Source organism: Thermus sp. 2.9 (assembly GCF_000794385.1).
GTDB classification, from domain to species: domain Bacteria; phylum Deinococcota; class Deinococci; order Deinococcales; family Thermaceae; genus Thermus; species Thermus thalpophilus.
Map to the genome: position 1 here is coordinate 84,344 of NZ_JTJB01000039.1, position 18,423 is coordinate 102,766.

Sequence of the window (18,423 nt, forward strand, 5' to 3'; positions counted from 1 at the left end):
GGCGCTATAGGAGCGTACAGTAGCGGTTATGGAAAGCCTCTGGCCCCGGCCCCGACTGGTGGTGAGCGCCTGTTTGGGCTTCGCCGCCGTGCGCTACTCGGGGGAGCTGATTCCCGACAAGGTGGTGGCGGCCCTGAGAGAGTTTGCGGACTTCGTCCCCGTCTGCCCCGAGGTGGAGATCGGCCTGGGGGTGCCGCGGCCCACGGTGCGCCTGGTGCGGGGGGAGGATGGCCCAAGGATGGTCCAGCCCAAGACGGGGGAGGACCTCACGGAAAGGATGAACGCCTTCAGCCAAGGCTTCCTCGAGGGCCTGGGCCCGGTGGAGGGCTTCATCCTCAAGAACCGCTCCCCCACCTGCGCCCTAAAGGACGCCAAGGTCTACGCCCGGGCGGACGAGGGGGGCGTGGTGGCGCGGGGGCCCGGCCTCTTTGCCCAGGCTGTGGAGAGCGCCTTTCCCCTCCTGCCCAAGGAGGACGAGGGGCGGCTTTCCAGCGCCCGCATCCGGGCCCACTTCTTCACCCGCGTTTTCGCCCTGGCCCGGCTCCGGAGGGTGGAGAGCTTTGGGGAGCTTCAGGCCTTCCACGCCCGCTACAAGCTCCTCCTCCTGGCCTACAACCAGGCGGGGGCCCGGGCCCTGGGGCGGCTTCTCGCCGAGGCTGAGGGGAAGCCCTACCCCGAGGTGCGGCGGGCCTACGAGGATGGGTTCTTGAAGGCCACCCGGCTTCCCTTCCGCCTGGGGCCCATGGCGGACGCCCTCCTGCACGCCTTTGGATACTTCAAGAAGGTTCTCACGCCCAAGGAAAAGGCCCACTTCCTGGAGCTCCTAGGGGCCTTCCGCGAGGAGCGGGTGCCCCTCGAGGCCCCCCTCGCCCTCCTCCAATCCTGGGCCTTGCGCCACGGGGTCCCTTACCTCGAGGCCCAGTCCCTTTTTGAACCCTACCCAAAGCCCCTTCAAAGCCTCGCCAGCTCCTAGCGCACCTGCACCCGGTAGCACACCTCTCCCGTGGCCCCGGGGTCTAGGGTGCCCACCGCCACCCGCACGATGCCCCCCTGGATCTCCCCGGCGTCGTCCCCGCTTTGGGCGGTGAGGAAGAGGGTGCTTGCCCCGTGGGTCCAGCGGATGGCCCGGCCGCCGTAGTCTCCCACGGCGGTGAGGGGGTCGGTGAAGAAGGGCACGGGGTCCGTGAGGACGAAGGCGGTGACGGGGGCCGTGCCCAGGTTTTGGTAGGCGATGCAGTACTCCAGGACCTCCCCGGGTTTCCCCTGAGCCGTGGTGCCGAAGGGGGTGTTCTGGGAAACGTTCCGCACCCGCTTGCTGAGGCGCACCTCGCCCCCCGCCACCTGGAGGGTGTCCGTGAGGCCGTCGCTGTCCACCACGGGCGCGTTCCCGTTCCAGGCCAAGGCGGAGCGGAGGAGGAGGATATCCACCGCCCCGCTGGGCTCCCCGGCGGGAACCAAGGCCCGCACCTCCAGGGCGCAGGCCTTCAGGCTCCCGTCCGCCTCCCGGGGCCAGGCGCTCCCCACGCTGAGGCTGTAGGGCAGGGCCTGCCAGTCCTCCCCGGGGCCGAAGGCGCCGTCGCAGTTCAGGTCCAGGCGCACCTGGTAGGTGTAGCGGGGCGTGTTGCCCGTGCTCAAGGTCAGGGCGCCCAAGGTGCCGGGGGCGTACCAGTGGCGGAAGGTGTAGGTGCCCGGGGAAGTGGTCTGGCCCGAGCCGTCGGGGTAGAGGCGGCCATCCCGCACCACGCCGAAGTTGCGCGGGAGGGTCTGCCCTGAAAGGGTTTGGGCCTGCCCTAGGCCCACCGTGGCGCCAGGGGAGGCCGAGGCGGTGGCGTCCTGCCAGCTCGCCACCTTTTGCGCCGCGGTTCCGTCGTTCCAGCCCGTGGCGGGGCGCAAGGGGTGGGAAAGGGTGACGCTCCCCCAGGAGGCGGGGACGTAGAGGCGATAGAAGCCCGAGCCGTCCGTGAGGGTGGCGCGGGTGTTGCTCCCATCCGTGGCCCGCACCTCCACGTTGCCGATGCCCGCCTCGCCGCCGTTTTGCCAGGCGTCGTTGGCGGTGCCGCCGCCAAGCCCGTCGTCCCGGAAGACCCTCCCCTCCACCACAAAGCCGCGGAAGAGGCCGAAGAGGAGGCCCGTGACGTCGCCAGTCACGTTCACGGAGAGGCTTCCCGTGGCGGGGTTGATGAAGAGCCAGCCGGCGGGGGGTGTGGGGGTGGTGTCCCCCGCGCTACTGTTGTCGTCCAGGACTAGGGTGTAGCTCCCCGGGGCGATGCCTTGGAAGCTAAAGGCCCCGCTTCCCGGGCTCACCTGGGCCGCGGCCACCAGGGTGGTGCCGGAGAAGAGCTTCACCCATACCGCGGCCCCGTCGGACCAGTCCTCCCCCGGGGCCTTGAGGCCGTTGGGCTCCCGGTCGTGATAGACCTGGCCCGAGAGGGTGAAGCCCACCACCGTCACCGAGGCGGCGGCGGAGGCGGTGTCGGTATAACTGCTGCCAAGGGTTTGGGCGTTGTAGCGGATCTCCGCCGTATTCACCACGTTTTGGTTGGCGGCGCTGGGGAGGATTTTCACCCTAAAGCGCACCCTGGCCCCCTGCCCAGGGAGGATGAGCCCTCCTTGGCTCGCAGTGGCCCCGGTGCCCAGGCGGAAGACCACCCGTCCGTTTTGGGCGTCGTATTCGGCGATGTCGTCCCCGGGGGCGTCGGTGAAGGTGCCCGTGGGCGCGCCGGCGGCGTTTTGCACCACCTGGAGGCTTCCCGGCACGTACTGGGTCCCCGCCGGGATGGGGTCGGTGAGGACCACGTTGATGGCCCCGTCTAGCCCCGTGTTTTGGAAGCTGACCTCGTACTCCAGGATGTCCCCCACCAGCACCTGGCCCCCGTTCAGGTCGGTGACGGTTTTGGTGAAGGTGGTCTTGAGGTCGGGAAAGTAGATGTCCACGGCGAAGGTGAGCACGGCGGGGAAGTAGACATCCTGCGTGGAGGTAAAGGTAAGGGTGGCGCTGGTGGCCCCGTTGGGGATCCTGCCCGTGGCGTCAAAGCGGTCCACATCCACCGCCATTTGGTTGAGGAAGTTGGGGGTTTTGTTGGTAAAGCGGGTACCCATGTCGGAAACAGAGCTGTTGAAGAAGTTGTTGGCGGGGTTTTGGGCGTCGGAGATGGCCTGGCCGTTGAGTAGGAGCTGGTCGCCCGTAATCCCAGCATCCCCCTCAAAGGCCACCGCTCCCACGCGGGCGTTCACGGTTCCGGTGGCGGGGGTGAGGAAGCCGCTTGGGACGATGGTTGCTGGGTTATTCGCGCTCACCACCGCCAAGCCGTTGTAGACCACCAGGTTCTTGAAGGTGGCGTTGGGATCCCGGTACGCCACCACCAGCGCCCAGCCGGCGTAAAAGCCCAGGCCGTCGTTGCCCGTTTGGGCGAGGATGCCCCCCACCCAGTAAGCGCCGCTTCCCCGAGCCTGCACGATGGAGGTGACGTTGGCAAAGGCGGCGTAGGGTCGGGTGGTGTCCGTCCCTTGGGTTGTGATGGTGCCCAGGAGGGTCCCGGTGATCTGCTGGTACGAGGAGGCGCCGGGGGGCTTCAAGTAGATGGTGTTCCTGCCACTTGCGCTAGGGTCTGCCCGGGCGCCCCAGTAGAGCCCAGCCCAAAGGACCTGGGCTCCTGGGGGGAGGCTGAGGGTGGCGGAGGAGGAACCCCCGCGGCCTTGGCCCCAGGGGGGCGCAGCTGGGTCGGCGTTTACAAAGATCATGCGGCGGTTCGGATCCGGTTGGCCGTTAGAAAGCGCTGTGTTGTTGGACGAGGAGCTGTTCATCCAGTTGGTATCGCATTGGGTGGTACTCCCGGATTGGGACATGCACATCAGGGTATTCCCGATGAGGAGGATATCCCCCCGCTCGTTCACCGGGCCGAAGCGGGCCTGGAAGGGAGTGATCACTTGGGCCAGGGCGCTCGCTAGGGCAAAGAAGACCGTGGGCCAAAGGCGCTTCATCGGCTACCTCCGAAGAAGTCCAGGCGTAGGTAGAGGCCCTCGGGCTGGAGGAGGCTTTCGCCGAAGCCGTAGCCCAGGTTGAGCCAGAGCCCGTCCAGGGCCCGAAGGCTCCCCTCTACGCTATAGACCAAGCGGTCTGTGCCGGTGCCGGGTTGGAAGACGTAGTAGAGGGCGCCCCCCAGGCCAAACCGCTCCGTGAGGTAGAGGTTGGCCCCAAGGCCCAGCTGGTAGGTGTTGGCGGCGGGGTCTTGGGGCTTCAGGCGGTAGGCGAAGCCGGGTCGGAGCTGGAAGCCCGGCTGGTGGTAGGCGAGGAGGGCTTCCCCCTCCAGGACGGGTTCAGCCTCCCAGGTGAGGCGGTGATAGGTGAGGACGTTCACCTGGGAAGCGAAGAGGGCGTAGGCCACGGTGAAGCGGGCCCTGGCCTCGGGAAGGACTTGAAAGGCGAAGTCGGCCGAGAGGGTGTTCTCCTCGTCCAGGCTTCCCGCCGCCCCGCCCCGGAGGACCAGCTTGGCCTCCTCTCCCAAGGAGGTTTCCGCCCCTAAGGTGGCCACGAAGTCCGCCGCCTTGTACCGGGCGGCGAAGCCGAAGGCGGTGAGGGTTTCCCCCGTGCTGAAGCGGCGCTCCAGCCCGGCGGAGAGGTTTAGGCTGAGCCGCTCCGTGAGGGGGAAGGGAGCCTCGAGGCCAAAGCGGGCCCGGTTCCCCTCCCCGCTCGCCGTGGGAAGCTCGTAGGCCAGGGCCAGGTTGGCGTCCCCAAGCCGCTGGCGGAGGCCCAGGGTGCCGAAGACCCCCTCGCCCCAGGTGTAGCCCAGGCCTCCTTCCAAGCTCAGGTTGGGGTCCAGGGGCCAGGCGGCGTCCAGGCGGGTGATGGCCCGCCCCACGCTGAAGGGCTGCGTGTGGGTGAGGAGGAGCTTCGCCCGCCCCTCCTCATACCCCGCCCGCCCCAAGAGGGCCCAAGCCCCATCGCCCCAGAGGTACCCGAGGCCCGCCCCTAGGGTGAAGGGCTTGGGCCGATACTCCAGCAGGAGGGAAGTCTGCGCTGGGGTGGTGTGCTCCAGGGCCACCCCCAAGGGGCCCTCCTCGTAGGCCAGGCGGGCCTGGCCTTGGAGGGCGGCCATCCCTTGGCGGAGGTCATCCGCCCGGAGGTCCCCCCTCAGGCGGAAGGCCCCAAGGCGGGCCTCGGCCCCGAAGGCCAGGCCAAAGCGCCCGTCAGCGTAGGTGCCCTTGAGGGAGAGGCGGCTCCCCTCCTCCTCGTAGCCCGCCTCCGCCCCGAAGCGCCAGGCGCCCAGGTAGGCGGCGGAAAGCCCGAAGCGGAAGCCCTCCTTCTCGTACACCGCCCCCAGGCCGTAGGCCAGGAGGTCCCGGGGGGCGTCCGCTGGGGCGTAGCGGGCGAGGAGGTACACGGGGGCGAGGTCGGGGGTGGTGGGGAAGAGGGGTCGGGAAAGCTGCAGGTTGCCGAGCTCGTCCACCGCGTAGTCCTTGCCCGCCACCAGGGGGGTTTCCCGGGCCCCCTCCACCAAGGTGAGGGTGAGGCTTCCCGGCTTGGGCCTCTGGGAGAGGCGGTAGAAGGCGGTTCCGTCTGGGACGATCACCTCCTCCACCTCGTCCCGGGGGAGGAGGGCCAGGAAGCCCTCGAGGCGCGCCTCCCCCCGGGTGCTGAGGCGGAGGGCGGTGGCCTCAGGTAAAGCGGCCCCTAGGGAAGCCCGTTCGTAGCTCAGGGAAAACTCCGCCTGATCGTAGCGGAAGGCGATGGAGTCGTCGGAGGTGAGGGGGCGCTTGGCCTCGGTGGCGGCCCCGGTGACGGGGAAGCGGTCTTGGGCGAGCTCCTTTCCAAGGCCACCCGTGGTGTCCAGGGCCAGCTGGCCCTGGCCCGAAAGGATGGGGCCCTCGGCGTAGGCGCGCGCTAGGCCGAAAAGCCGGAGGTCCTCCAGGCGAAGCCCCGTCACGCTCCGCCCCAAGGCCACCCCCACGCTCCCCTGGGCGAGCCACAGGCCCTCCTTCCGCTCCCCGGCGAAGAACCTGGCCTGGGTTTGGAGCTCGTTGAACCGGGCCCGCACCCCAAACTCCTTGGGGGCGAGGAGGGGCTTAAGGAGGACCTCCGCCCGGCCGTCCTTGAGGAGGACCTGGTAGCCCGAGATCTCCAAGAAGGCGTCGGGGTTTAAGGGCTCCAGGTCCGCCTCGAGGGTGACGGGCCCAAAGCCCGTGGCGAGGCCGTTTTCGTCCAGGGCCTCCACCAGCACCCGGATGGGGGTGCGCCCGTCCGCCTTGGCCTCCAGGAGGGAAAGCCGCAGGCGCGTGGGGTTTCCGGCCCGGAAGACCTCGAGGCGGTCCTGGGCCACCCCTTCCACCTCCAAGACGTTCCGCCCCACCGCCAGGGGCACCCCGTAGTACTCCAGGCGCTGCCAGCCCCGCCCCTCGTCCAGCTCCGCCTTGCCCAGGCGGTCTTGGCCGATGGGCTGGCCGTTCACCTTGAGGGTGAGGGAGCCCAGGGGGGCTTCCAGCACCACCCGGATGGCCTCCCGGTCGCGGAAGACCTCGCCCTCCCTAGGCTCGCGGATCACGCCCCGCCGCTCCGCCACTAGGGGCTTGGCCTTCCGGTAGTCCTCCAGGGTGGCCTTGCCCTTCAGGTACACCTCCCGCCCCCCGGCGAGGAGGGTGAGGGCGGGCTCGGCCAAGGGGGGCAGGGCCCGCTCGTGGCGCAGGGTGAGGCGCACCTCCCCCTCCTTTAGGAGGGGAAGGCGCCAGTAAAGCGCCTTCCCGTCCGTGAGGGGGTCTTCCAGGGGAAGGGTCTTTTCCCCTTCCTGGAGCCTGGCGCTACCGGGAACGTACTCCGCCCCCTCGGGCAAGGGGAAGGCCAAGAGGAGCCCTTCCCCTTCCCCTTCTACTCGGAAGGGGAGGCGCACCTCGGAAACCCTTTCCGGGGTGAGGAGGGGAAGGGCCACCACGCTGGCCTCGGCGGGGAAGGCGGCGGGGGTGTCCCCGAGGAAGGCGCTCGCCCGGTTCACGTGGGCCCCAGGGGGGACGCCCTCGGCCTTCAGGGTGAAGGCCTTCACCTCCCCCGGCCCGAGTTCCCCTTCCCAGTCCAGGCCCTTCATGGCGAGCCCCTTGGGGGGCGTGTCTAGGAGGCGGACGCGAACCGGGTGGTCCGCCGGGTTTTCCACCCGGAGGAGGAAGACCGCCTCCGTGCCCTCCAGGACCCGGGGGGCTAGGGCCTCCTTGGTGAGCTTCAGGAGGAGGCGGGCCAGGGGGGTTTCCGCCCGCAAGGTGCCCCCCTCGTGGCGCAGGGTGGCCTGGCAGGTGCCCTCCCGTTCCTCCCCGAAGCGCACCCGAGCCTGGTAGGTGTGAACCCGCCGCCCTCCGGGGGCCAAGGTGCCCTCAAAGCGGGCCTCCGCCGGCTCCAGGAAGTCGGGGCAGGCGTCCTCCAGGGTGTAGCGCAAGGGGGCTTCCCCATGGTTTTCCACCACCAGGCGGTGTTCCACCACCTCGCCCGGGAGGTAGCGGCGGAAGGGTAGCTCGCGGGTGAGGGTGGGCTTGGGCAAAAGGACCTCCACCCCCGCCTCGGCCCGGGCCAGCACCTCTTCGCCCTTAAGGAGCTCCGCCCGGTTCACCAAGACCCCCTCGCCCACCGCGCGGAAGGCCACCTCGTAGCTCCGTCCCTGGCGGGGCTCCAGGTAGACCTCCTGGTCCAGGCCGGGGCCCTCGAGGCCCGCCCCCCCCAGGTCCCTTAGGCGCACGCGGCCGGGCTCGTCCCCTTGGTTCACCACGGTGAGGCGGAATCGGGCCTCCTCCCCCTTGGCCACCCTTGGGGTAAGGGCTTCCTTGGCGAGGGTGAAGGCGGCGGGGCGGAAGAAGTCCACCTGGGCCGAGCGCTCCAAGCCGAAGGGAAGGAGGCGGCCTTTCACCTGGTAGCTTCCCCTAGGCCCCTTGAGCTCCAGGGGAAGCTCCAAGGGCCTGTCCTTGGAGAGGGGCCCGGTGAGGCGGGTGGGGGAGAGGGGCTCGAGCTCCGGGGGAAGGTCCAGGAAAAGCTCCGCCGGGATGAGGCCAGGGTAAGGGGTGGTGGCCCTTAGGAGAAGCCTCGCCGCCTCCCCTTCGGGGTGGCGCTGGGTTTCGGGGGTGAGGGTGAGGGTTACCCTTGGCCTAACCCGGAAGACCACTTCCTTTTCCTCCCCGGGGAGGAGACCCACTTCCCTGGGCCCCGTGGCCTCGGCCCCCTCCACCTGGAAGGCGAGGGGGTAGGTGCCGGGCTTCAAGGCAAACAGGGCTTCCCCGCCACCTGCTTGGCCTCGCCTGCGAGGAGGAGGGTCCCTTCCCCGGGCCTATCCCCGGGGAGGTCCAGGACGACCCGGACCCTTAGCCTCGCCTCCGGCGCCCGCACCACAAAGGTCACCCTGCCCCCAGGGCAGCCGAAGCGGGCCCGGTTTCCCTCAATCACCACCGCTCCTTCCCCCCGCGCCTCCAGGAGGCGGTAGCCTTGGGGAAGCTCCAGGAGGGCGAGGCCTTCTTCGGTGAGGGTGGGTTTAAGGTCCAGGGGTTTTCCCCCCTCATCCACCACCCGCACCTCCCTGGGGCCCGGTGCCACCACTTGGAAGCGGTCTTCGGCCAGGGCCAGGCACGCCTTCACCTGGAAGGCGAAGGTGTTGGAGTACTGCTTGGCCGTGGGGGGCTGGGCGAAGAGGAAGCGGGTGACGCCGGGGAGGCGCAGGGTGTACTCGGCCCAAGCCCGGTCCCCAGAAACGGGCCGCTCCTCCACCTGGCCGTTGGGGAGGAGGACCCGGGAAAGGAGCTCCTCGGGGCCGTCTTCGTCGTAGAAGCGCACGGGGAGGGGAAGGAGTTCTTTAGCAGCCTCCAGGGCGAAGGCCTCCACGAACCGCCCCCGCTCCCCGGGGAGCTGCCGCAGGGTGAGGCCTGGGCTCTGGTCCCTCACGTCCACCACCTGCATCCTCGGGTCAAGCCGCACGGAGAACCCTTCCGCTCGGAGGACGAAGGCGTTTTTCCCCAGGCCCTCAAACCGGGCCACCAGGCGGTAGACCTCCCCCTTCTCCAGCTTGCCCCGGAAGAACTCCACCTCCCGGTGGGGCTCCACCCCAAAGACGGCCCGGCGCAGGAGCGTGTCCCCCCGGTAAAGCTCGTAGACCGCCCTCACTTCCCCCTTGCCCCCGTCATAGCGCTCGTCCCCCAGCTCGGGCTTGCCCTTTAGGGCGCTCCGGTAGTCCTCGGGGTCAAAGCCGGGGGAGTAGAGGAGGAGGCGGCCCTCCTCACCCGTGGGGAGGAGCCAGGCCTCGAGGCGGTCCAGCTCCCATTCCAGGCCGGTTCCCACCAGGGTGGCCTTGAGCTCCACGCCTTGGGCAAAGGCAAAGGAAAGGAGAAAAAAGGTCCACAAGCGCTTCATGGGTACCTCCAGCGCACCTCGGGGTCGGTGAGTTGGGCCTCTCCCACCTCGTAGGTCAGGGTTTCCTCGCCCTGGAACTCCGGGTAGGCGAACACCTTAGCTCCTCCTTGCGGCAGGGGATCGGTGAGGGTGAACTCGGGTAGGGGCTCGGCGCTCCGCAGGCGGAGCTCCACCAGCCACTTGTCCCCGAGGCAAAGGAGCCTTTTTTCCACCACCAAGGGTCCCATGCGCAGGGTGGTGGCGCGCTCCACCCGCACGGAGCCCTTGGGGGGGCGGAGGGGGAAGTCCACCACCGTGGCCCCCTGGACCAGGGCCCGCTTGCGGTACCCCTCCCCCAGGTTCTCCGGCATGGCCCGGGGGGGAAAGGGGGCGGAGGCCGGGTCCAGCATCACCTGGTGGAGGCCCGAAAGGTCGCGGAAGGCGTAGCGCCCCGCCGCGTCGGTGAGGGCCTGGAGGCCATTGGCGAGGAGCACCCTAGCCCCGGGGAGGGGGATGTCCCCTGGGCTAAAGACCCCGTCATCGTCCAGGTCCAGGAAGACCCGGCCCAGGAGGACCCCCCCCAGGGCGAAGGGCCCAAGGTCCAGCTGCGCCACGGCTTGGGCCTTGCCGCTCGCCGTCACCGCTCCCTGGCCGCTCACACCCAAGGCTTCTGCGGTGTTCACGAGCTCCCGCGGGGCCCCGGGCAGCACCCTCAGGCGGTACTCCAGGCAGACCCGCCCCTTGGCGGGCAGGGAAAGCCCTTCCCACACCAGCTTGCCCTCCACCACCTGGGGCTCTTGGGGGGCTTTCTCGCCGCAGCCCAGGAAGGCGGTGCCGGGCTCATAGCGGGTGCCGGGGGGCGGGGTGTCCACCAGGCGCGCGGTGAGGGGGGCGGGGGAGGGGTTTTCCAGGATGAGGCGGTAGGTGAGGAGGTCGCCGATGCGGGCTTCCTTTGGGCCCACCTCCTTCCGCAGGAGGAGGTTCACGCCGAAGACGGGGTGGCGCACGGGGTTGGACCCCACGGGGTTGGGCACCTCCTTTGCCCTAAGGAGGAAGGTGTTTTCCACCAGGGCGTCGTCCGGGGCATCCGGCCGCACCCGCACCCGTAGAGTTAGGAGGGTTTCCCCAAGGGGCAGGGCATCAAGGCGCCACACCACCTTGTGGCCCGCGGGGTCGTACGCTCCCCCGTGGGAAGCCTTCAGGAACTCCAGGTGGGGGCTCAGGGCGTCCTCCACCACCACCTGGGCGAGGGGGGCGAAGGCGTTTTGCACCTTAAGGGTGTAGGTGACCTCCTGCCCGGGGCGCAGGGTGGTGCCGGGGGCGGGGTCGGCCTCCTTCTGGAGCGTTAGGGCGCCCCGCGGCGCCACCTCTAGGGTGTCCCACGTGGCGTTTTCCGCCCCCGTGGCCTGGGAGCGGGCCACCACGCTGGCGGTGAAGGTGCGGGCGTCTTGGGCCAGGTAGCAGACCTGGAAGTCCTTTTGCGCCCCCGCCTCGAGGACCAAGGGGTTGGCCAGGGGCGTTCCCTCCAGGTCCTCCAGCCAGACGCTTACCCCCGCGGGCACTTCCTCCACCCGCAGGGAGTAGGCGTCTTGGGCGGTGCCGGCGTTTTCTAGGGTGTGGCGGAAGCAGACGGGCTGCCCCGCCAAGGCCCTTTCCGCCTGGCGGTCGTCCGCCGAGCCCTCCCCGCCGGGTAGGGCCCGGGGATTGCCCTGGGGCCCCAGGTGGTGCCTGAAGAGGGGAAGCACCCGGGTCACGGCCCTGCCCTCCGCCGGGCCTCCATCCCCTCGGGCCACCGCCCGGTTTTCCACCTCGCCGGGGGGTGTGCCCTCGGATACCCGGAGGCGGAAGGTGAGAAGGGCCTCTTCCCCTGGGAGGAGGCGCGCCAGGCTTAGCCGCACCCCCCGCACGGCAGGGGGTTCGGTGGCCCCCCAGCTGGCGCCGTCAAAGTAGGCGATCTCGCCCTTCCGGGCGCTGGCGGAGCCGGGCACGAAGGGGAAGGGGAGGGGAAGGTCTTCCAGCGTCACGTTCAGGGCCTCCACATCGCCCAGGTTGAGTACCCGGAGGCTTACCGTCACCTCCCCCCCCGGGAGGGCGGTGGGGGTCATGCTCTTTTCTACGTGCAGGGCAGGGCCGGAGGCGGCCCGCACCCTTGCCCAGTTCTCCCGGTCCTCCTCCCCGCCGGGGCAACGGGCGAGGGGGGTGAGGAGGAGGCCACCGCTGGCGCTCAAAGGGAGCTTAACCCGAAGGACCAGGCGGAGGCTTTCCCCCATGCCCAAGGTGGCCTCGGTGATGGGATTGCCGTTGGGGATGCCGTCCCCGTTGGGGTCCGGGAAGATGAGGACCTCTTCCGGGGAAAAGTCCCGGGCACCGAGGAGGTGGCCCAGGGAGAAGGTGAAGCGGTCGTTGCCCCCGTTGGTGAGGAGGTAGGGGAGGTAGGCGTAGCCCCCGGGGCTTCCCTGGGCCACCTGCCCCGGGGCCGCTTGGGTGCCGTCGGGCCCGAGGAGGGGAACGCAAAGGGCCTCAACCACCGTCTCCACCACGTTGGAGAGGTAGCGCGCCTCCCCCACCTGGGCCGCGGCTTGGTTGCGGATCACCGCGCCCGCCGGGGTGAGGGCCAGGACGAAGGAGGTGAGGAGGGGAAGTAGGGCGAGCATCCCCCTCAGGCTTCCTTGGCTCCTTTGCCCTCGCCATCCCATCGGCTTCATCCTCCCCGGTCCCCGTGAAAACCTTGCGAAAATTCTTCTTAAATTGCCTCTCGGTTTTTAAGGGGCCCGCCCCGGGAAACCCCGGGGCGGGCCGAAAGGCTACTGCACGGTCACCATCAAGGTGATGGTGATCTTGGCCGCGGGGGGCATCACGTCGGCGTTGGTGATGGCGTTATCCCCGTTCGTGTCCACGCCCACGTAGACCGCGCCGCCCGTGGGCACGGAGGTGGGTGGCGTGGCGCTCCAGGTGGTGCCGTCGGTGGAGTAGAGCACCTGGGCGCCCTGAGCGAAGCCCGTGATCTGCGCGCTCACGCTGACGAAGGTGGTGTAGGCGGGAATGGGGTCGGAGACGATCACCTTGGTGAGGTTCCCGGTGCCGATGTTCTCGGCCACGATGGTGTAGGTCAGGTTCTCGCCCGGCTTGGCGCTCGTCTTGTCCACCTGCTTGGTGAGCCGGAGCTCGCCGCCCACGATGGTGGTGGTCTCCGTGGCGGCGTCCGTGGCCTCGTAGGTGTTGTCCGGTTGGCCGGTGGTCACGTCGCACCGGGCGGTGACGGTGTTGGTGTCCACCCGGCCCACGGGCTCCCCAGCGGGGACGATGACCCGGACATAGAGGGTGGCGGTGCCGCCGTTGGGGGCCACTTGCACATCCTGGAGGTTGGGGGACCAGTTGGTGCCGTCCGTGGAGTACTGGTAGGTCCAGCCGTAGGCGCCGCCCGAGCCGGAGACATCGCAGTAAGCGCGGGCGTTGGAGTTGTTGAGGAGGGTGTGGGTGTAGACGATGGTGCCCGGGCTCGTCACCGTGCCGGAGCGGTCGGGGTCCAGGGTCACTTGGGCCACCAGGTTAACGTTCACCTGGCTGGTGACGGTGTCGGCTACGTTGGCAAGCGTGGTGCTCTTGGCGGTGAAGGAGACGCTATTCGCTCCAGGAGCCGCGCCGGCGGGCACGGTGACCGCCGCCACCACGCACTGCTTCTGACCGGGGTTCAGCAGGCTCGTGTTGGTGATGGGAGCGCCATCGGGCTGGCCGTCGCAGTTGGCGTCGGGGTAGAAGGTGACGCTGAAGCCCGTGGGCACGTTGGCCGTGAGGTTGTAGACGTCGGGGTTAGCCCCGGCGTTGTAGACTTCCAAGGGGAAATAGACCGTCTGGCCGGGGTTGGCGCTTTGGGCGGGCGGGTTATCGTTGTTGGCATCGTTGTCCCCAGAAGCCCCTTGCTTTGCAAGGTCCACGGCGTAACCGGAGACCACCTGGTTCACGGTGTCCGTGGCGAGGTCGCTCTTGCTGGGGTCGCCCACGCTGGTGGCGGTGACGGTGAGCGTCACGGGGTTGGTGGAGGTGTAGCTGGCGGGGATGCTGCACTTCACGGCGAAGTTGTAGGTGCCACCCGCGCCAAGCGGTCCCACGGGGCCGTTGATGGGGGTGGTGAGGTCGTCCGCCACCAGCTGGCACGCCCAGCCTTGCGGGGCGCCGGAGAAGCTCAGGTTGAAGCTGTCCTGGGTGTTCCCCGTGTTCTTCAGGGTGTGGCGGAAGATGACGGTGGTGCCGCTAGAGGCGGAGGCGATGGACTGGGTGTCGTTGCTCCGGGTCACGGTGTAGGCGCCCGCTTGGTACGTGCCCGTGGCGTTGCCCTCAGGGTAGCCGTAGGGCCCCACCGCCACGTTGTAGGTGGCCCCCACGGTGTTGCTGGTGCTGTTCGTGCTCACGCTCTCCCCGGGATCGGCGGCGTCACCGTCCCCGTTGGCGTCAAAGGTCACCCTGGCGGTGTTGCTGTAGGTGGCCCCAGCAGGGGCGTTCTGCGGCACCTGGGCAACGAAGCTGAAGCTGTACTGCGCCCCTTGAGGGAAGAAGGCCCCTGTGCCCTCGATGAGCATGCCGATCTTCTTGGCGCCGTCGCCCGTGAGGGGAAGCATGCTGGACGTGAGGGTGACCCAAGACGTGTTGTTCGTGCCGTTGTGGTACACGTAGCGCACGGTGCCGGCCCCGGCGGAGCCCGTGGGCATGGCGCTGACCACAAGGCCCGCGGGGATCACGTCCTCCACCAGGATGCCCGTCCGGCTTTGCCCGTCCACGGTGACGGCGTAGCCGTAGGCCGCGCTCCCGCCCGTGTTGCTCCCGGAGATGGTGTAGGTGATGGTGCCGCCCGGGGCCACGTTCCCGCTCGGGGAGGCGGACTTGAAGGCGCTGAGGGCGGCTGCGGTGGTGGCGGTGGCCCGGGCCCAGTTATCCGTGTCGGTGACGGTTTGGTTGTTCTGGGCGGCTCCCTGGGAAGTACCCGTGAGGTTCAGATTCCCGTACTGGCCGTTGGTAGCGGTAACGGGAAGGGTGGCCGCCACGATCACGCAGACCTGGGCCCCCATGGCCAGGGTAACGCCCGTCACCTGGGCTTCCCCGGCGTCCACGTTGCCGTTGCAGTTATCGTCCCGGTAAATGCGGATGTTGGTCAGGTCAAAGTTGTCGTTTACGCCCTGGGCGGTGGCCAGGTTGATGGTGTCGGTGCCGTTTCCGGTGTTGGTGACGGTGTAGTTGAAGAGCACCTGGGCCCCGGGCAGGCCGCTACGGGTCTGGCCCGGGTTGGCTTCCGTGCCGTTGGGGGCGATGGTGAAGCTATAGACCTGCTGGACGATGGTGGTCACCAGGTTGGACGTGGTGGTCCTGGGCTGGCCGGCGGAGTCAATGTAGCTGGCGGAGGCCTGGTTGCTGATGGCCGTCCCCGCCGGGGTCATGGCCCAGGCCAGGCTCAGGACGAGGGCCAGGGCGATGGCCAAGCCCTTCAAGATATGCGCGCTTCCTCGTACTCCCATACTTCTACCTCCCTAACGAACCATGGTGCGCAAGGACACCTGGACCTTGCCTCCCTTGGGCAGCTCGGGGATGAGCCACCGGACGTGCGTGTACTCCTCGGGTTTCACTTCCACTTCCTTTTCCACCTCCTTGCCGTTTTCCACCACCCGGACCCGCTTCTTGAGGGGCGGGACCCCGAAGGTCCGGCCCCCGTCAAAGCTGAACTCCGGGCGGATGGTGGACCCGTTCAGGCTGAGGGGCTTGGCGCTCCCGTCCAGGTACGCCGTTTCCTTAGGAATAGGGATGACCAGGGCCACCTGGCGGAGCGCCCCTTGCGCGCGGTTTTCCGCCACAAGGCGCCACTCCAGGACGTCCCCGGGCTTCACCGCCACGGGGTTTTCCTCGTAGATCTCCTTGCCCTCCACTACCCGTACCAGGTAGGGCTTTAGGTCCAGGCTCAGGGCCTGGGCCAGGGCTATTAGAAGAGCCAAGAAACCGAGCCAGATCCAGGGTCGCCGCATATACCACCCCGCTGGGAAGGGTAAGACCCACATGTGAAAGCCTTGTGAAAGGGCAGGCAAAGGCTGCCTGCCCTTAGGGGAGTGCTTCTAGATGGATTCCACCCGCCCCCTGGCTTCCCGGGGCTGTCTTGCTCCGATGGCGAAAAGGGCGGTGCGCATCTCCTCCAGGTAGTCCCCAATCCAGGCGGACACGGCTTCGGGCCCCTCGAGGGCGGGCTTCAGGAGGGGCCTCGCCACCGCCACCAGATCCGCCCCCAGGGCGAGGGCCTTCACCGCATCCGTGCCCGTGTACACGCCCCCCGAGGCGATGAGGGGGGTATTGGGCAGGACCTCCCGCACCTCGAGGATGGCCTGGGCGGTGGGGATGCCGATCTCGCAAAGCTCGGGGTGGCGCACCTCCCCAAAGCGCACCCACTCCTCCACCCGGGCCCAGCTCGTCCCCCCCGCCCCGGCCACGTCCACCGCCGCCAAGGGGAGGCCCTTAAGGGCCAAGGCCGCCTCCCGGGAAAGCCCGTGCCCTACCTCCTTCACCAGTACAGGGAAGGGGAGGGGAAGGAGGTCCCCAAGGCGCTCCACAAGGCCCCTGAAGTCCGTGTCCCCCTTCTGCACCGCCTCCTGGAGGGGGTTCACGTGGAAGGCCAAGGCGTCCGCCTCCAAAAGCTCCACCAGGCGGATCAGGTCCTCTCGGCCGTAGCGGCGGAGTTGCGCCAGGCCCAGGTTGGCGATGAGGAGGGCTTTGGGGGCCACCCGGCGCACTTGGAAGCTCCCTAGGGCTTCCTCCTTTTCCAGCACCACCCGCCCCGAGCCCAGCATCATCCCCACCCCCAGGGCCTCCGCCGCCTCCGCCAGGGCGAGGTTGATGCGCCTCCCGAGGGCCTCGCCCCCCGTCATGGCCCCGATGAGGAAGGGGGCCTTCAGGTTCTTCCCTAGAAAGGGCGTGGTGAGGTCCACCTCGGCGAGGGCCAGCCCCGCCAGGGCCTGGTAGCGGAGGCGGAAGCGCTCCAGGCCCGTGGTGATCCTTTGGTAGGCCACGTCTCCTTCCAAGCAGGCCTCGAGGTGCTTCCGCTTCCTCTCCAGCGTGCTCACACCCAAGCCTCCCGAAGCCCCTTGGGGGCCCTTTCCAGGCCCAGGTCGTGGGCGATGAGCCTCGCCGTCATCTTGGCGGACATGAGGACGCTGGGAAGTCCGGCCCCGGGCTGGTAGCTCTGGCCCACCAGGTAAAGGCCCTTCACGTCCTCCGAGCGGTTATGGGGCCTAAAGCTCGCCGTCTGCCAAAGCACGGGCTCGGGGCCGAAGGCGTTGCCTAGGTGGCTGTTCAGCGTCCATTGGAAGTAGTCGGGGGTGATGTAGTGGGTGTAGACCAGCCGGTCCACGAGGCCCGGGAGGAAGCCCCTTTCGTCCAGGTACCGGAGGGCTTTCTCCAGGTACATGGGCCCCAGGGCCCGCCAGTCCAGGCCGCTCCCGTTGTGAGGCACGGGGACCAGGGTGTAGGCGGCGTGGTGCCCGGGCGGGGCCAAGGAGGGGTCGGTGAGGGTGGGGAGGTGGAGGTAGTGGGCGAAGTCCTCGGGGAGGACCTTGCGAGCGAAGATGTCCAGAAGAAGCCCCTCGTAGCGCTCGGAAAGGAGGACGTTGTGGTGCTTGAGCCTTTCCCCCTCGTCTCCTCGGGCGCGGAAGCCGAAGTAGGCCACGAAGAGGCTCATGGAAAGCCGGGTGCGCTTGAGGCGCCAGTCCCCGTGGAGGCGGCGGTCCTCCGGGGCCAGGAGCTCGCCGTAGGTGTGGACGTAGTCGGCGTTGGAGACCACGAGATCGGCGTCAATCCGCTCCCCGTCCTCCAGGACCACGCCCACGGCCCTTCCCTTCCGGGTGAGGATGCGGCGCACGGGAGCCCGGTAGCGGATCTTCCCCCCAAGCTCCTCCAGCTTCCGCACCATCCCCTGGACCAAGGCCCCCGTCCCCCCCAGGGCGAAGTGCACCCCCCAGGTGCGCTCCACGAAGTGGATCATGGCGTAGATGGCGGGCACCGCTAGGGGGTTTCCCCCGATGAGGAGGCTTTCAAAGGAGAAAACCCGCCGCATCTTGGGGTTTTTGAAGTACTTCTTGACGAAGGAGAAAAGGGGCCGCACGGCGTCCAACCGCAGGAGGTCCGGGGCCACCCGGAGGAGGTCAGGGAGGCTTCCAAAGTGGGTGAAGCCGAGCTCTAGGAAGCCGCGGCGGAAGATGGCCTTGGCGTCCGCTTCAAAGCGGAGGTAGCCCGGCAGGTCCTCGGGGGCGAGGCGGCGGATCTCCGAGAGGAGGTGCTCCCGGTCGTCCTTGTAGTCAAAGTGGGTGCCGTCGGGGAAGTGGATGCGGTAGAAGGGGTCCAGGGGGACCAGCTTCACGTACCGCGCCGTAGCCTTAAGCCCCTCCTCCTCGGGGAAGTCAGGGTAGAGGCGGGGGTTGCCGGGCCCCGTGGCGAAGAGGTCCTCCAGGAAGGGGGGCACGGTGATCACCGTGGGGCCCATGTCAAAGGTGAAGCCCTCCGCCCGGTGCACCCGGGCCCTGCCCCCGGGGCCGTCCAGCTTCTCCAAGACCAGAACCTGAAGGCCCATGGCGGCGAGGCGGATGGCGCAGGCGAGGCCTCCCACCCCGCTTCCGATGACAAGGACGCGCATGGAATGGAGATTACCCCATGGGAGGGGCGGGATTGCGGGGCGGGCTACAGGCCGAGGAGGCGGCGCAGGCGTGGCTCCACCTGAGGGGCATCCTCCGCCGCCAGGCTGTGGTCCAGGGTGAAGAGCTTGAGGAGAACCACCGAGGGAACCGGTAGACCGGCGGCTTGTAGGTCTTGGACGGGCCAGTCCAGGGGCCACGGGGCGTGGCGCTTGCTGGCGATCATGGCCATGCCCGCGGCGTTGGGTAGCCACCCGGGTTGGGACAACACTAAGGCCGGCGGGTGTTTAACCCCCCTCTGATCGGTAAACGGAAAGGGGACCCGGGCCACCGTGTAGCGTTCCAAGGTCACGGTACGCTTCCTCGTCCTCGAGGCTGGCCCACTCGCTGAAGGTGTCCTCCAGGGACTTCAGGTAAATT

The 18,423-nt window shown here is 68.8% G+C and carries 10 protein-coding genes; 1 reads left to right on the plus strand and 9 read right to left on the minus strand.

The annotated features are described in order from the left end of the window. The first annotated feature begins 28 nt into the window (after nucleotides 1-28). Nucleotides 29-973 carry a DUF523 and DUF1722 domain-containing protein gene (locus QT17_RS10770; protein WP_039459903.1) on the plus strand — a complete coding sequence of 315 codons (945 nt, stop codon included), beginning with the start codon at nucleotides 29-31 and terminating at the stop codon, nucleotides 971-973. Here the strand turns inward: QT17_RS10770 and QT17_RS10775 are convergent. The 9 genes from QT17_RS10775 to QT17_RS10810 form a co-directional block, all read right to left on the minus strand. Continuing rightward, nucleotides 970-3,981 carry a DUF11 domain-containing protein gene (locus QT17_RS10775; RefSeq protein ID WP_039459904.1) on the minus strand — a complete coding sequence of 1,004 codons (3,012 nt, stop codon included), beginning with the start codon at nucleotides 3,979-3,981 and terminating at the stop codon, nucleotides 970-972. The two genes, QT17_RS10770 and QT17_RS10775, sit on opposite strands and share 4 nt — an antisense overlap. Further along, nucleotides 3,978-8,228 carry a hypothetical protein gene (locus QT17_RS14905; RefSeq protein ID WP_081995812.1) on the minus strand — a complete coding sequence of 1,417 codons (4,251 nt, stop codon included), beginning with the start codon at nucleotides 8,226-8,228 and terminating at the stop codon, nucleotides 3,978-3,980. The genes QT17_RS10775 and QT17_RS14905 overlap by 4 nt, the downstream gene beginning before the upstream one ends. After that, a complete protein-coding gene (locus QT17_RS14570) occupies nucleotides 8,225-9,367 on the minus strand; it encodes a hypothetical protein (RefSeq protein ID WP_081995813.1) in 1,143 nt (380 codons plus the stop codon). Before QT17_RS14570 ends, QT17_RS14905 begins: the two co-directional genes overlap by 4 nt. Next, the gene (locus QT17_RS14910; protein ID WP_039459906.1) at nucleotides 9,364-12,000 is read right to left on the minus strand and encodes a DUF11 domain-containing protein; all 2,637 of its coding nucleotides are present in this window, start codon (nucleotides 11,998-12,000) and stop codon (nucleotides 9,364-9,366) included. The genes QT17_RS14570 and QT17_RS14910 overlap by 4 nt, the downstream gene beginning before the upstream one ends. A gap of 150 nt (nucleotides 12,001-12,150) precedes the next feature. After that, a complete protein-coding gene (locus QT17_RS10790) occupies nucleotides 12,151-14,853 on the minus strand; it encodes a DUF11 domain-containing protein (protein WP_039459908.1) in 2,703 nt (900 codons plus the stop codon). 12 nt (nucleotides 14,854-14,865) lie between these two features. After that, nucleotides 14,866-15,354, minus strand: coding sequence for a hypothetical protein (locus QT17_RS10795; RefSeq protein ID WP_039459910.1), 489 nt, complete (start codon nucleotides 15,352-15,354; stop codon nucleotides 14,866-14,868). Nucleotides 15,355-15,441: 87 nt separating this feature from the next. Beyond that, nucleotides 15,442-16,440 carry a type 2 isopentenyl-diphosphate Delta-isomerase gene (gene fni, locus QT17_RS10800; RefSeq protein WP_039459912.1) on the minus strand — a complete coding sequence of 333 codons (999 nt, stop codon included), beginning with the start codon at nucleotides 16,438-16,440 and terminating at the stop codon, nucleotides 15,442-15,444. Continuing rightward, nucleotides 16,437-18,005, minus strand: a complete 1,569-nt coding sequence (crtI, locus tag QT17_RS10805) for a phytoene desaturase family protein (protein WP_039459913.1) — start codon at nucleotides 18,003-18,005, stop codon at nucleotides 16,437-16,439. Before crtI ends, fni begins: the two co-directional genes overlap by 4 nt. A gap of 44 nt (nucleotides 18,006-18,049) precedes the next feature. Beyond that, complete coding sequence (locus tag QT17_RS10810; RefSeq protein WP_200883399.1) at nucleotides 18,050-18,274, minus strand: hypothetical protein; 225 nt, start codon at nucleotides 18,272-18,274, stop codon at nucleotides 18,050-18,052. Between the last annotated feature and the right edge of the window lie 149 nt (nucleotides 18,275-18,423).

Excerpts from the sequence above, each read along its gene's own strand:
- QT17_RS10790 (WP_039459908.1), bottom strand. The coding sequence starts at position 14,853 with ATGGGAGTACGAGGAAGCGCGCATATCTTGAAGGGCTTGGCCATCGCC.
- QT17_RS14910 (WP_039459906.1), bottom strand. The coding sequence starts at position 12,000 with ATGCTCGCCCTACTTCCCCTCCTCACCTCCTTCGTCCTGGCCCTCACC.
- QT17_RS10770 (WP_039459903.1), top strand. The coding sequence starts at position 29 with ATGGAAAGCCTCTGGCCCCGGCCCCGACTGGTGGTGAGCGCCTGTTTG.
- QT17_RS14570 (WP_081995813.1), bottom strand. The coding sequence starts at position 9,367 with ATGAAGCGCTTGTGGACCTTTTTTCTCCTTTCCTTTGCCTTTGCCCAA.
- crtI (WP_039459913.1), bottom strand. The coding sequence starts at position 18,005 with ATGCGCGTCCTTGTCATCGGAAGCGGGGTGGGAGGCCTCGCCTGCGCC.
- QT17_RS10775 (WP_039459904.1), bottom strand. The coding sequence starts at position 3,981 with ATGAAGCGCCTTTGGCCCACGGTCTTCTTTGCCCTAGCGAGCGCCCTG.
- QT17_RS10795 (WP_039459910.1), bottom strand. The coding sequence starts at position 15,354 with ATGCGGCGACCCTGGATCTGGCTCGGTTTCTTGGCTCTTCTAATAGCC.